At 48.2% G+C, this 14,454-nt stretch carries 14 protein-coding genes; all 14 read left to right on the forward strand.

The genetic code is table 11. The annotated features are described in order from the left end of the window. The first annotated feature begins 14 nt into the window (after window positions 1-14). The 14 genes from alr to BM412_RS21590 all read left to right on the forward strand — a co-directional run bounded on the left by alr (window position 15) and on the right by BM412_RS21590 (window position 14,453). Entirely contained in the window at window positions 15-1,223 is a 1,209-nt protein-coding gene (gene alr / locus BM412_RS21525; protein WP_091223117.1) for an alanine racemase, read from the forward strand. 378 nt (window positions 1,224-1,601) lie between these two features. Further along, window positions 1,602-2,777, forward strand: coding sequence for an epoxide hydrolase family protein (locus BM412_RS21530; protein WP_091223119.1), 1,176 nt, complete (start codon window positions 1,602-1,604; stop codon window positions 2,775-2,777). 156 nt (window positions 2,778-2,933) lie between these two features. Next, on the forward strand, window positions 2,934-4,154 hold the full coding sequence (locus BM412_RS21535) for a sensor histidine kinase (RefSeq protein ID WP_256256508.1): 1,221 nt from the start codon (window positions 2,934-2,936) through the stop codon (window positions 4,152-4,154). Beyond that, complete coding sequence (locus tag BM412_RS21540) at window positions 4,151-4,816, forward strand: response regulator (protein ID WP_091223121.1); 666 nt, start codon at window positions 4,151-4,153, stop codon at window positions 4,814-4,816. Before BM412_RS21535 ends, BM412_RS21540 begins: the two co-directional genes overlap by 4 nt. Window positions 4,817-5,010: 194 nt before the next feature. Further along, window positions 5,011-5,388, forward strand: coding sequence for a hypothetical protein (locus BM412_RS21545; protein WP_091223123.1), 378 nt, complete (start codon window positions 5,011-5,013; stop codon window positions 5,386-5,388). 330 nt (window positions 5,389-5,718) lie between these two features. After that, window positions 5,719-6,876 carry a peptide-methionine (S)-S-oxide reductase MsrA gene (gene msrA / locus BM412_RS21550; RefSeq protein ID WP_256256509.1) on the forward strand — a complete coding sequence of 386 codons (1,158 nt, stop codon included), beginning with the start codon at window positions 5,719-5,721 and terminating at the stop codon, window positions 6,874-6,876. After that, window positions 6,866-7,885, forward strand: coding sequence for a peptide-methionine (S)-S-oxide reductase MsrA (gene msrA / locus BM412_RS32355; RefSeq protein ID WP_218163172.1), 1,020 nt, complete (start codon window positions 6,866-6,868; stop codon window positions 7,883-7,885). Before msrA (BM412_RS21550) ends, msrA (BM412_RS32355) begins: the two co-directional genes overlap by 11 nt. Beyond that, window positions 7,869-8,333: a peptide-methionine (R)-S-oxide reductase MsrB gene (gene msrB, locus BM412_RS32360; protein ID WP_218163173.1), complete on the forward strand. Its 465-nt coding sequence runs from the start codon at window positions 7,869-7,871 to the stop codon at window positions 8,331-8,333. Before msrA (BM412_RS32355) ends, msrB begins: the two co-directional genes overlap by 17 nt. A 10-nt stretch (window positions 8,334-8,343) precedes the next feature. Continuing rightward, window positions 8,344-8,982 (forward strand): TVP38/TMEM64 family protein, encoded by a 639-nt coding sequence (locus BM412_RS21565; RefSeq protein ID WP_091223125.1) that lies wholly within the window; start codon window positions 8,344-8,346, stop codon window positions 8,980-8,982. An 18-nt stretch (window positions 8,983-9,000) separates the two neighbouring features. Then, the gene (locus tag BM412_RS21570; protein ID WP_091223127.1) at window positions 9,001-10,434 is read left to right on the forward strand and encodes a dihydrolipoyl dehydrogenase family protein; all 1,434 of its coding nucleotides are present in this window, start codon (window positions 9,001-9,003) and stop codon (window positions 10,432-10,434) included. Window positions 10,435-10,454: 20 nt separating this feature from the next. Then, the gene (locus BM412_RS21575; RefSeq protein WP_091223129.1) at window positions 10,455-11,732 is read left to right on the forward strand and encodes an ABC transporter substrate-binding protein; all 1,278 of its coding nucleotides are present in this window, start codon (window positions 10,455-10,457) and stop codon (window positions 11,730-11,732) included. After that, window positions 11,713-12,606, forward strand: a complete 894-nt coding sequence (locus BM412_RS21580) for an ABC transporter permease (protein ID WP_091223131.1) — start codon at window positions 11,713-11,715, stop codon at window positions 12,604-12,606. Before BM412_RS21575 ends, BM412_RS21580 begins: the two co-directional genes overlap by 20 nt. Further along, entirely contained in the window at window positions 12,578-13,381 is an 804-nt protein-coding gene (locus tag BM412_RS21585) for an ABC transporter permease (protein ID WP_091223133.1), read from the forward strand. The genes BM412_RS21580 and BM412_RS21585 overlap by 29 nt, the downstream gene beginning before the upstream one ends. 10 nt (window positions 13,382-13,391) lie before the next feature. After that, complete coding sequence (locus tag BM412_RS21590) at window positions 13,392-14,453, forward strand: ABC transporter ATP-binding protein (protein WP_143111678.1); 1,062 nt, start codon at window positions 13,392-13,394, stop codon at window positions 14,451-14,453. Window position 14,454: the final 1 nt, after the last annotated feature.

The following is a 14,454-nucleotide window of genomic DNA, read 5'->3' on the forward strand; positions in this document are numbered from 1 at the left end:
GCGAGGCGGAAGGAATGCTAAGAGATACATGGGCTGAAATTAGTGTAAGCCGCATTCGCGAGAATATGCAGACCATTCGCCGCACCTTACTTCCATCCGTCAAGCTGATGGCCGTCGTGAAGGCGAACGGCTATGGACATGGCGACCTTGAGTCAGCAGCGGCGGCGGAATCGGCAGGGGTGGATTATCTGGCCGTCGCCTACCTTGAGGAAGCACTGCATTTGCGCGCTAGCGGCATCCAATTGCCGATCCTAATCTTGACTCCAATCAAGCCGGAGCTGGTGCCAATGGCGCTCGAGCATGAGTTAACGTTAACCGTAACGAGTGCCAAATGGTTTGCGGAGCTGCGGAAATCCATCCCTTACGCCGCTTCGGGAAAGCTTCGCATTCATGTCAAGATGGACACGGGCTTAGGGCGGATCGGAATTCGAACGCGGCAAGAATGGGATGAGCTTGTTCCTTGGCTTCGCGCGGAGGATGTAGAGGTCGACGGCTTCTATACGCATTTCGCGACGGCAGGGCAGGCGGACACCGACTTTCTGGAGCAGCAAGTTGCACGCTTCCTCGAAATGAAGGAGTGGGGACGCTCGTCCGGCTTAGCGATTCGCCATTATCATTGCGCAGGCAGCGCCGCGGCACTACGGTTTCCGCAGCTGGCGATGGATATGGTGCGGATCGGGGCAGCGATGTACGGCTTCTATCCGGAGAAGCTCGTACGCTCCGTGAAGCTTGAGCCGGCATTAAGCCTTCATAGCCGTCTGATCCAGGTGAAGAAGCTGGCCAAAGGCGAATATCTCGGCTATGACAATTCATACCAAGCCGAAGCAGATGAGTGGATCGGAACCGTGCCGATCGGCTATGCGGATGGTTGGAATCAGCGGATGCAAGGTACGGATGTGCTCGTTGAAGGCCGGCGTGCCAAGATCGTCGGCAAGATCTGCATGGATCAGCTAATGATTAGGCTTCCTCGTCCTTGCCCGGAAGGAACGCAGGTAACGTTGATCGGACGGCAAGGAGCCGAACGCATTACGATCGCAGAGCTTGCCGAACCGCTCGGCTGCGCACAGCAGGAGATATCCACATCTCTTTCTGCTCGCGTCACGAGAACATACATCGAATATGAGGAGACACGAGCGCTGACAATAGCGGACAACGTTACATTCGGTCTTTGGCATGAACACTTCAGCTCCGGTCGCGATGAACGCTTTCTATGTAACCTTTAAAAATAATTTAGATAGTTACTTGCATTCATCTGTGGCACGTGATATATTACGTTATGTAACTAGTTAATTTTATTTAGATTGTTACAAATGTGGTGTGGAAAACGTGTAAACCGAGTGGGAATGTTGCTTTTTGCGCTGTGATAAGTTCGTTGAATTTACGTATACCGGGGCCTTTGAGAAGTCACTTCTTTTAGAAACATGAAACGCTTGTCGACACTTTATGAAGTTCATATTTCATTCCATTTAGAACGTTTACTCTCCCGAAGATTCGGCCTGCGAAGCTGGGCTGCGCGTAGTTATCACAAGCTAATTTACTTCAAGTCACTGCGCTAGTTTGCTCGGCCACCCACAAACTCAAATCAGAAGGAGATTAACAACATGACTAATCCACAAAGTATTCGTCCGTTTCACGTGAACGTTCCGGAAGCGGAACTAACGGAATTGCGCAATCGTATTCTCGCTACAAGATGGCCGGAGAAAGAAACCGTTTCGGATCAATCGCAAGGCACGCAGCTTGAAACGATGCAAGAGCTTGCTCGTTATTGGGCAAATGAATACGACTGGCGCAAGGTTGAAGCGAAGATCAACGCTGTGCCGCATTTCCTTACGGAAATCGACGGTTTGGATATTCACTTCATCCACGTTCGTTCGAAGCATGAGAACGCAATGCCGATCCTCATTGCTCACGGATGGCCGGGCTCGATTATTGAGCAGATGAAACTGATTGAACCATTGACTAATCCTACGGAACATGGCGGAAATGCATCGGATGCTTTCCATGTTGTTATTCCGTCGATGCCTGGATACGGGTACTCGGGTAAACCTACGACGACAGGCTGGGATCCGGCACGCATCGCGCGCGCTTATGGTGAACTGATGACGCGTCTTGGTTACGAGAAGTATGTTGCACAGGGCGGCGACTGGGGTGCAATTGTTGTTGATGCCATGGCCGTACAGGAGCCTAAAGGATTGCTCGGCATTCACACCAATATGGCTAAGGTAATTCCGGCCGACGTTGATGCGGCGATTTGGTCCGGCAACCCGCTGCCGGCAGGTCTTTCTGACGAAGAGATTAAAGCGTGTGAGCAAGTGCGCGAGAATAAATTTTATTATGCGTTCATCATGGGAACGCGTCCACAAACGCTGACCGGGCTGGTGGATTCACCTGTCGGTTTGGCAGCCTTTATGCTGGACCACGACTGGAAGAGCCTTGCCTTGATTACCAGATCCTTTGCCGGTATCCAAGAAGGCTTGTCGCGCGATGACGTCCTCGATAACATCACGCTCTTCTGGTTCACGAACTCGGCGATTTCTGCGGCACGTATCTACTGGGAGAACAAAACATCCTTCTTCGCTGTCCAAGGCGTTAAGCTTCCGGTTGCCGTTAGCGTATTTCCGGACGAGCTCTTCGAAGCGCCGAAGAGCTGGACAGAGAAAGCTTATCCGAACCTGATTCACTACAACAGACTTCCTAAGGGCGGACATTTCGCAGCTTGGGAGCAGCCAGAATACATGACCGAAGAAATCCGTACAGGATTAAGGTCGCTGCGTTAATCGGAATGATTTGATGAAACTGAGGGAGCTCACCGTGAGTGGGCTCCTTCTTTGCGTTGGTTGGTACTCCTGCATGTATTAATAGGACATTGCGATATGGTTAGACTAACAAGATTCAGCAGATGAGAAGGAGTCGAGGAACAGGGGGGAGGGATAATGATGCTGAAAGTTACGAATCGCGTATGGCGGAAGTCGGTTTCGCTAAGAGGGCTTTTCGGGCTGAAGCTCGTATATGACCTCGTCCTGACGGGCCTGTTTTATTATGAAAACTCGATTGCGATCTTCTGGAAGCTGACTTTTCTTGTGTTTTCCTTACTGGTGTTTCTGTTCGTTAATTTCTTCTATTCCAACATGAAGAAGCATTGGCTGTTGTACCTCTTGGTCATTGATTTCTTGGTATCGGCTTCTTATGGCTATATTTACATCGGGGGTAGAATTCCCAATCATCTGTTTAATGGCATTACGGCTTTAGCCATCTTCATGTTTATTAAGAACACCGGATTGCTTATCGCATCCGGCGTGCTCTTGTTATTCCTTTATTTAGCCGCGATGAGTACCATTGATTGGACGTTGTATCAGCATCTTAATCTATCCGGCTATTATGTTTCCTCTTCGTTTATCGTGTTTGCGTGCATTGTTAGCTTTATGATTCATTCCTATAAAAGGGCAAGCTCGGATACCCTGCAGCTCTACGATCAGTTAAAGCAATCTCATGAGCAGTTGCGGGTGTATGCGGACCAAGCGGAAGAGTGGGCAGCCACAAGGGAAAGAGTGAGAATGACACGGGAAATTCATGATACGGTCGGTCATAAACTGACGGCCGTGTTGGTTCACTTGCAAGTGGCTCGAAAGCTAAGCAAGCTGGATGCTTTACGCAGTGAGCAAACCTATTTGGAATGTGAGGGTTTAGTGAGGTCTGCTCTGCAAGAGGTGCGACTTTCCGTAAGGGCAATAAGAGACGACTCGCATACATCAGCACCTTTACATGAAAACCTTGCCCGCTTATCGGAGGAGTTTACTAAGTTTACCGAGGTTCATACGGTGTTGGAAGTCGAAGGGAAGCCCGTCGACCTCCCCATCGATCTTCGATTAACGGCCTATCGCATCGCGCAGGAATCGCTTACCAATGCTCAGAAGCATGGCCATGCGACTCGTATCGTTATTGTGCTCGTTTATGCGGAAGCCGTATTTCGTCTAATTATTCGTAATAACGGAGAATTGCCTGTCGAGCTAAAACCGGGGTTTGGATTGATGAATGTACAAGAAAGGGTGCGGGAGTGGGGCGGAGAGGTTCATTTCAGGATGGATCAGGAGTCAGGCTTCGCCGTTGAAGTACAGTTTCCTTACGTTAGAACGGAAGTGGAGGGGGAGCATTGAAAATCCTCATTGTCGACGATCAACGGCTGATGAGAGAGGGTCTTGCGACTATCATTGGTTTGGAGCCGAGTATGGAAGTGGTTGGGACAGCGGAAGATGGTCGAGATGCTTATGCCAAAGTAATCGAATGGCAGCCTGACGTCGTGTTGATGGATATTCGAATGCCGGGCATGGATGGCGTGGAAGGAACAGAATTGATTCTTAAGCACTTTCCGGAGACAAAGGTGCTGATTCTCACCACTTTCGATGATGCGGAGCTCATTATGAATGCATTGGGGAAAGGCGTACACGGTTATTTACTGAAGGACATGCCGTCGGAGGCCATTATCAGTGCGATCCAATCGGTGTACAACGGAGGAACGGTGCTTCAACACGATATCACCGCCATGCTGCTCAAGGAATTGAAGAAACTATCCGATATGAATCCCAATCTAGCCCATTCATTAAGTAAAAAGGAGCCCGCTGAGCTGAGTAAGTTGACTGAAAGAGAGAAAGATGTAATCGAACTACTGGGTCAAGGACTTAATAACAAAGAAATCGCCGATTCCCTGTATCTTACGGAAGGAACCGTGAAGAATCACGTTTCCAATCTGATCGCGAAGCTGGGACTTCGTGATCGGACACAAGCTGCCCTATTTGCGGTACGTCATCTTGGGCCATGATGAGGCATGACTTTTGGCATGAGGCGTGAATTTATTCATGGTTTGAAGTCAAATTTTGGCCTTCTTCTCGTATATTGTTCATGACTTTCCGCAGATTTGCTCGTGTTCGATTGTTGTTATAATTCCGGCAGGGATACCGAGGATGCTGAAGAGTGAGATCGATCAGTAAAAAAGTGGTGGAAAGAAGGGAATGAATGAAAAAGGGTTGGTTTGAGCTGGATAAGTACAAGCATCGTCATGATTATACCCGTAATCATTCCAGAATGTGGGAAATTAAAATTTATTCCTATGAAGGCGAAGACGAATCGACACCGGATGTAACCTTGGTCTTGAATACGACCAAAGGGAACGGAAATGGGTATTGCTTGGTGGAATGTTCGATTTCTTATGTAGGCCGCTCCATCATGTTTGATGAGGTCATAACATTGGTCAAACGGCTGGATGAGATCAGCAGGAATAATGATTGCGTTAGTTTGACCGAACACTTGGTAGTCTGTCGCGAGTATTTTGATTGCGGAAGCATTCTACCAAGATCATATGCCCGTTCTGCTTATGCAGAAACAGGGGGATAATTCGGCATGGCTCAGCTTATTTGTTAAGTACATATTCACGTTATGCAGTCCTTATTAAGAAGGGCTGCATTTTTTTACATCAGGAGCTAATTTCGGCTCACTCAAAAGTAACCAGTTAAAATAAAATAGATAGTTACTTGAAATCTGAATGCGCGCATGATATATTTGTAACCATCAAAACAATTATAGATAGTTACTATGAAGAGGAGGATATTGGATATGTACAAAAAAGTCATCATTTGGTCCCTTCTAATCGCTCTGGTTGCTGGATCTATTTATGAAATCAATTGTTTCCTGAACTACTAAGATGCAACAGAGGAGAAGAAGAAATTGAAATTCAGAAAAAGTTTGTTGGTTGTGTTGGCGATTGCTCTGGTTTTCTTCATTGGTTATTCGCTTTATATGTCGTATCACAAGAAAGAAATAGCAAAGGCGCAAGAGCTGCTGGATACGTTTATTGAAAGCTCGGATACCCCTTATGAAACAGCTATATTTGCAGGAGGATGCTTCTGGCATATGGAAGAGGCTTTCGAGCAGATTGATGGTGTTGTGCGTGTTGAAACGGGTTATACAGGAGGAAACACCAAGAACCCCACCTATGAAGAAGTGGGCTCCGGAACTACAGGACATCTTGAGTCGATCGAAGTTTTGTATAACCCGAATCAGATTACGTATGATAACCTCCTTCAATTGTTTTGGCGCAACGTCGATCCTACAGATGCAGACGGCCAATTCGCTGATCGCGGCCAGGACTATCTATCCGCAGTATTTTACAGAAGTCATGAACAGCGAGAGCTGGCTGAAGCATCAAGAGATGCATTAACAGCATCCAATCGATTCGAGAAACCGATTGTAACCAAGATTGCCTCTGCATCGACGTTTTACAAAGCCGAAACGGAGCATCAGGATTATTACAAGAAGAACCCTCTCCATTACGAGCTGACTGAGCTCGTCTCAGGTCGCGAATCTTTTCTGACGAAAGCTTGGGGCGAGGATCTGGAAGTGAAGTTGAATGCCAATACAGGGTTTCATAAAGACTTCAATAAAGCGGAAAAGCTGAAAACACTGACTAAGCACCAATACAACGTCACTCAGAATGATCGTGATGAACCGCCATACGAGAACGAATACTGGGCGAACACAGAAGAAGGCATTTACGTCGATATTGTTTCGGGCGAACCTTTGTTCAGCTCAAAGGATAAATATGATGCAGGTTCGGGCTGGCCAAGCTTTACGAAGCCGCTAGAGCCGAACAATATTGTTTTGAAACAAGGCTCTGGATTATTCACCTCGACAACCCAAGTCAGAAGCCGGTATGCAGATTCCTTTCTGGGTGATTTGTTCAATGACGGACCGGCGCCTACGGGACTGCGGTACTGTGTAAACTCTGCATCCATGGTATTTATTCCGAAAGCCAAACTTGACAAGGAAGGGTATGGCGTTTATGCGGCGGAGTTTGGAGAGGAGAAGCTATCCAATGAGAGATGAATTCGTGTTACGACTCGTTAACAAACACATCAAACAATTGATTCGTGTACTTAATCAATGCCCGCCGGAGAAGCGCAGCATCGTACCTGAAGGTTATAAAAACAACATTCATTGGCATTTGGGACATGTGCTTGTCATCACGCATTTCGATGTGCTTATTCTTTCTGAGCAGACAGGCTTGCTTCCTGACCACTATCAAGATTTCTTCGCTTATGGTTCGAAACCTGCGGATTGGCAAGGGGAACCGCCTGAGTGGGACGAATTGATCGCCAAGCTCAAAGAGCTGAACCATCACATCCACGAGACGTTGAAAGATAGACTGGACGAACCCGTGAGAGAGAATGCCCTGCATACTCAGAATATCGGGGAACTCATTTACTTGACCGCCGTGCATATGAAATATCACCAAGGCGTCGTTTACGGCATGCTTAATTCGTTGAAATCGAGAACTGCTGAGGCGCAAGATGATCTGACTACGGTGAATGAAAACGCGGTTACGCCAAACGAAACCGCAATCTTCACCGGCGGATGCTTCTGGCATATGGAAGAAGTATTCCAGAAGCTTGGCGGCGTTTCGGATGTGTATACCGGTTACTCGGGCGGACAGGATACAAACCCGACCTATAATAAAGTCGTATCGAAGACCACGGATCAACTCGAGTCGGTCGAGGTTCATTACAATCCGGATCGAGTTACGTATGACGAGCTGCTCAAGGTGTTCTGGCAGAACGTAGATCCTACGGATGATCAGTCCGCTATCTTCTATAAGGGTCAGGAGCAGAGGGAGCGGGCTGAAGCATCTCGCAAGGAATTGCGATCCTCTAGATGGTTCCATAAACCGATAGGTACGAAAATCGCCGAAGCAACGCCGTTTTATAAAGCGGAGGACGAGCATCAAGACTATTACAAAAAAAGCACGCTGAGCTTTAAGGTAAGCGAATTCCTGTCCGGTGGCAGTTTCATTATGAATAAAATGCGGGGGAGATGGCGAAATGAAAACGAACGATAAGCAAGGTGCTAAAGGAAGTTTTGACAAAGATGAAAAGTTGAAGAATTTGACTAAGCTCCAATATGACGTAACGCAGCGTGGCATGGACGAGAGACCGTTTGCGAACGAATACTGGGATAACGAAGAGGAAGGCATTTACGTCGATGTCGTTTCCGGCGAGCCTCTGTTCAGCTCTAAGGACAAATACGATGCGCGTACAGGCTGGCCTAGTTTTTCAAAACCGCTGGATTCGAATAATGTTGTGCTCAAACGCAAAGGTTTCTTCTTTGGAACAGAAGTCAGAAGCCGTAATGCGGATTCCTTCTTAGGTGATGTGTTTAACGACGGGCCAGCGTCAACGGGATTGCGATTTTGCGTGAACTCCGCAGCTATGGAATTCATTCCGAAAGCCGATCTGGAGTCAAGAGGATATGGCGCTTATGTCGCCCTATTCAGCGAAGAGGTATAAGTAAACAGGAATGAAGTCACTAAATATTGCAATCAAATTACTATTACTGATCGTAGTCGTCATCGGTTTATTAGGGTTCAATCATAGCGTTCTGCACCTCAATCCTGAAGGCATCAGGACGTGGATTGTAAGGTTCGGAGGGGCCGCTCCGTTGCTGTTCATTCTCATCTATGCGGTGCGCCCCTTGCTATTATTTCCTGCTTCCGTTCTTTCCTTGGCGGGCGGATTGGCTTTCGGTCCGGTGTGGGGCACCGTGTATACCATTGTCGGCGCAACGATCGGCGCAATATTGTCTTATTGGATAGCGAGATTGTGGGGGGACAGATTAGTTTCCGCTCGGTTAAAGGGGAACTGGGGGAAGCTCGAGCAGCAGCTGGAGCAAAGGGGCTATCTCTATATACTGCTGCTGCGTCTGATTCCCCTATTCCCGTTTGATCTGATCAGTTACGGAGCCGGTGTGGCCAAAGTGCGTTTTCCGGCTTTTCTATTCGGTACGCTTCTGGGCATCATTCCGGGAACGTTTGCTTATAGCTTCCTGGGCTCGAGCTTCCTGCACGAGAAGACGTCAACCATCGTCATTGCCGCGATCGTATTCATGATTGTCACACTGATTCCGCTTATTTTCAAGAAACGGGCATTTACGCCATAGAGGGAGGGAGCGGATACGTTGAAGAGCTATGATCTTATTGTCATTGGCGGTGGATCGGGAGGACTTACGGCAGCGGCGGGTGCAGTTCATCTCGGGGCCAAAGTGGCGTTAATTGAGAAAGAGCCTGAGCCGGGTGGGGACTGTTTGCATACCGGCTGCGTGCCTTCCAAAGCGTTGATCGCCGCAGCCAAGGAGCTCCACACGGCTAAGAAAGCTGCAGAAGCTTATGGATTGAAGTTGGTAGGTGAAGCCGATTATCTTGAAGCCTACCGAAGAGTTCAGACCGCTAAAGCAACCATTCAACATCATGACAGCACAGAGCGATTTCGAAGCATGGGTGTGGATGTGTTTCATGGACATGGTCAATTCCGGGACAAACATCACATTGAGATAGATGGCGGCGAAGTGCTTTATGGCAAACGCATTGTTATCGCCACGGGCTCCAGGGCATCCGTTCCGCCTATTGCCGGTTTGGATGATGTGGATTTTCTGACCAATGAAAGTGTGTTTGATAGAGGTGCGCTGCCCAAGAGTCTCGTTGTGATTGGAGCCGGACCGGTTGGGTTGGAATTGTCTCAAGCTCTAGCCCGCCTTGGTGCTAAAGTAACCGTTCTCGTAAGAGGCTCGCGAATATTAAGCAAAGAAGATAAAGATCTCATTCCCTACGCACAGAAAGCGCTCGATAAAGAAATGTCGTTTCTGTTTAATACGAGTGTGAGTAAGGTTGAGGCTATGCCCGATGGGAGAAAGCGATTGTTGCTGGAGCGTAACGGGGAACAGCATCAATTGGAGACAGATGCCATATTCATTGCGACCGGACGAAGGCCGAACACGGATCGTCTTGGACTTTCGGACATTGGCATTCAAATGGACCATGAGCATATTGCGGTAGGAAATACGCTGCAGACAAACATTCCGCATATCTATGCAGTCGGAGATGTGATCAAGCCGTTTCCGTTCACGCATGTTGCAGGAATGGAAGGTAAAATCGTAGTAGCAAACGCGGTGCTCGGTTTAAAACGAAGAGTAAGCTACGATCACGTTCCATGGGTAACGTACACCGATCCGGAGATCTTTCATTTGGGGATGACGGAAGATGAGGCTCGCAATAAGGTTGGAGATGACATCCGGATTTACAAAGTGACATTAGATCAAGTGGATCGGTTTATTACGGATCAGAATACAGAAGGCATTGTTAAGGTAATTACGGATGCGAAAGGAAGAATCTTGGGTGCTCACGCTGCCGGGAATGGAGCGGGCGACTGGATGCAGCAGGCGGTTTTTGCGAAGCGCTTTGGTCATAAGCTACCGGATATTTCGCAAGTTGTACATCCGTATCCTTCCCGTTCGGAAGCTCTATTGCGAACAGCCGATCACTATTGGCGAGATCGGTTGTTTCAAGGCGGCATCGCGGGGCGGTTAATAAAGGCATATGTAAAGTGGTTTCGTTAGCAACATAGGAGGATTCTGTTTTGAAAAACACACGTAATGCTCTAATCATTTTCTTACTAATCATAATTTGTTTAATTACAGCGGCCTGCTCCGGTAAACAGCCAATCGAACAAGATACGGCTGCCGGCAATCAGCTGCTTTCGAGCAGCTGGGATCAAGTGTTAGCCGAAGCTAAAGGCCAAACCGTGAATTGGTATATGTGGGGCGGAAGCGATGCCATTAATGAATTTGTAGACCGGAAATACGGGCGTGTCCTAAAGGAGCAGTATGGAATCAACTTACATCGTGTGCCCATCAGTGATACTGCGGAAGCGGTGAATAAGGTACTAAACGAGAAGCAGGCCGGCAAAAATCAGGGGGGCAGTGTGGATCTGATTTGGATCAATGGCGAGAACTTTGCCACCTTGAAGCAAGCAAGCGCCTTGTTTGGGCCTTTCGCAGCTAAGCTTCCGAATGCCAAATACGTCGATTATGACAACCCTGCTGTAGTGAAGGACTTTGGTCTGAATACGGAAGGATACGAATCCGTCTGGGGCAGTGCGCAATTTCAATTCGTGTATGATGCCAACCGTATCCAGCCAAGCGAGCTGCCGCATACCTATATGGAATTGAAACAGTGGGTGGAGAAACATCCAGGGCGATTCACCTACAATGCACCGCCTGACTTTACAGGCATACGTTTTGTGAAGCAATTGTTCTACGAAGTGAGCGGAGGGTATCAGAACTGGTCGCAACCGTTCGATCAGCAACGTTTTGATTCGGAAGCATCCAAGGTTTGGGATTATTTAAATGAGCTTAAACCGTCATTATGGCGCAAGGGAGAAACGTATCCCAAAACCACTGCTGAACTCATGACCTTATTCAATAACAACGAAGTGGACTTTGCCTTCACACAAGATATTGGAGGTATTACGACGGATATTGGAAAAGGGAAGCTGCCCAAGACTGCAAAGCCATACGTCTTCGACACCGGCACAATCGGCGATTATCATTATGTGGCGATCCCCTACGATGCATCGCATAAAGCTGCAGCTATGGTAGTGGCCAATCTGATTCTGGATCCCAAGCTGCAATTCGAGAAAGCAGATCCTGCAAGCGGCTGGGGAGACGGAATTGGGATCGATCCTACGCAATTAGATGGAGAATACAAGACGCTCTACACGGAGTTAACAGCCAATAGCGGAGCAACGGCCGTCCCTGCTGACGTGCTTCTGAAACATAAGCTTCCCGATCTGCAAGCCGCGTACACACTGGCCTTGGAAGAAGGCTGGAAGAATCATGTTTTATTCCAGAAGTAAACCGATTCAGCTGCTGCTCGTAGGGGGGATGCTTCTTCCGGCCCTTCTAGTTGCAGCGGGAACGTTCTTTGCCGCGCTGATTATTAATGGCATTCAAAGCTTAGATTACTTGCCCTTAATCGGCCAAACTACCTTATCGCTGCATGTCTATGGGGAGCTATTTCATTCTGCCCTTTTTTATCGTGCACTCCTTTATTCATTGGGGATTTCACTGGTAACAACGGTGCTGTCGGCTTTGATTGCCGTAGTGCTGGCACTCTGGATACGGCGATATACAGGTCAAGGAGGCTGGCTTCATTTCTTGTTGCAATTTAATCTGCCGGTCCCTCATGTTGTAGGCGCGATCGCTACAATCTTGCTTCTCGGACAAAGCGGACTGATTTCCCGATTAGCCTACCTGGCAGGGGTGATTCAGCAGCCCTCACAGTTTCCCGTATGGGTCGCCGATCAGAATGGGATTGGAATCATGCTGGAATATGTGTGGAAAGAGGTTCCGTTTATTGCTGTGTCCGTGCTGAGTATTCTAAAGTCATGGGTCATCCCCTATGAGAAGCAATTGCAGCTGCTCGGCGCGAATGGTTGGCAGAGATTCAGGTTCGTCACGTTCCCTTTCATGCTGCCTGCTTTGCTGGCCTCTTCGATTATCGTATTTGCTTATACATTCGGAGCATTTGAGGTGCCTTACCTCTTGGGTTCTGTGAGTAAACCAACACTCCCCATTCTGGCTTATCAAGCCTATCTCAACCCGGACCTTACGTATCGGCCGGAGGCGATGGCTATCAATATGGTCATTACCATAATCAGCATGATTCTTATCTTGTTCTATATGAAATGGGGAGAAGGGTATGCGGAGAAACAACTTCAATCACGGTAATGGTTACTACGCCGTATTGCTCACCATCATGATCCTGTTGTTTCTCCTTCCCTTATTACCTCTCCTGGCTTGGTCATTTGCGCAGCAATGGCGATTCCCGGATCTGGTTCCAACGGCCTCGCTTCGTGCTTGGCATTATGTGTTTGCTGCTCACTCACAAGTGAGGGGTGCACTGTTCCATAGCTTGGGATTGGCTATTGCTACAAGCTTACTGACACAAGTAGTGGCTTATCCGGCAGCTCGTGCATTGGGTCTGTATGTGAAAAGATGGAACAAAACGATTCGCTTCATGCTCATAGCCCCCATCTTGATTCCGGGCATTTCCATAGCGACAGGCGTGCATGTCTTGTTCCTATGGCTTGGGTTGTCTGATCAATGGCTTGGGGTGCTGCTGTCGCATTTAATTCCGGCTATTCCGTATTCCATCTATGTGTTGTACGGATTTTATGCCGGGTACGACATCGCTTACGAGAAGCAGCTGCATGTGCTGGGAGCGAACAGACTGCAAGCCTTCAAGCTGATTGAGCTGCCGCTCCTGCTTCCGGCCTTATCCGTCAGTGTTTTATTTAGCTTTTTAATTTCCTGGAGTCAATATTTATTTACCGTTTTCATTGGCGGCGGCAGCTTGATCACCGTTCCGATGCTGCTATTTAGTGCGTTATCCAGTGGCGACTATTCGCTCATGGGCGCGTTATGCATGATCGTGGTATTGCCGGCGCTCCTACTCGTTATTTTCAGCTCCAGAGGAGTGAAGAAGGATCGCTATCAAGGATAGGAGGTGAATCGTGTTGATTCAAGCGTCTCATCCATTCTTACAAGTAAACGATATGATGTACCGATACAATCATTCGCAATCATTTACCCTGGACAAGCTGTCTTGTACGCTTGATAAAGGCAAACTCCTTGTCATCTTAGGACCTTCAGGCAGCGGCAAATCAACCTTACTTGAGCTTATTGCGGGCTTATTGAGACCGAGCCAAGGAAGCATCATCATGGGAGGGAGACCGATTCATCAGCTCCCTCCTGAGCTTCGAAAGTTATCGATGATTTTTCAAAAGCCTTACTTGCTTCCGTTTCTCACGGTCGGAGAGAATGTGGAGATCGGCCTTCGATTGCAAGGGCTGCCATCCCATGAACGCAGAGCGAGATCGGAAGACATGCTGCAGCAGGTCGGGTTGGCCGGATACTATCACCGTCCGCTATCATCCCTATCCGGAGGGCAGGAGCAGCGTGTGGCATTAGCACGATCCCTTGTCATTGAACCGCAGCTTATACTGCTGGACGAGCCGTTCAGCCAACTGGATCCATTGCTGCGCAGACAAATGGGGCGCTGGCTCAGTGAGCTGAAGCGAAAATGCGATATTCCGATGATTATGGTCACACATGACAGGGAAGAGGCTTTAACACTGGGTGACCAGTTTATCGTCCTGCGTGACGGTGTAGTACAGCAGTCGGGGACCCTTGATAACATCTATTACGAGCCTGCTAATCGATGGATGGCGGATTTCATGGGAATCGACAATGTTGTGGATGGCATGAAGAGGGGAACGATAGTGACCACCTTTCTAGGTGAGGTGAAGGTCCATCCGCGATGTGTAGACGTACCGGATGGACCGGTTCATATTGTTGTTCGATCGGAATGGCTCCAACCTGATCCGGCATCCACTCTTAAAGCGAAGATAACGGGAAGCGCGTTTCTCGGCGAGTATACAGAAGTGACAGCTCATGTGAATAAGGAGTCCGTCGTAATGAAGCAGCTCGGCTTCTTAAAGCATGAACTCGGAGTTGAAATAGGTATTCGCTTGGCTGTATCACATGTCTGGTGTCTACCCAAGGAGGTTATCTAAC

The organism is Paenibacillus sp. BC26 (genome assembly GCF_900116125.1).
In the GTDB taxonomy this organism is placed as follows: domain Bacteria; phylum Bacillota; class Bacilli; order Paenibacillales; family Paenibacillaceae; genus Paenibacillus_Z; species Paenibacillus_Z lignilyticus.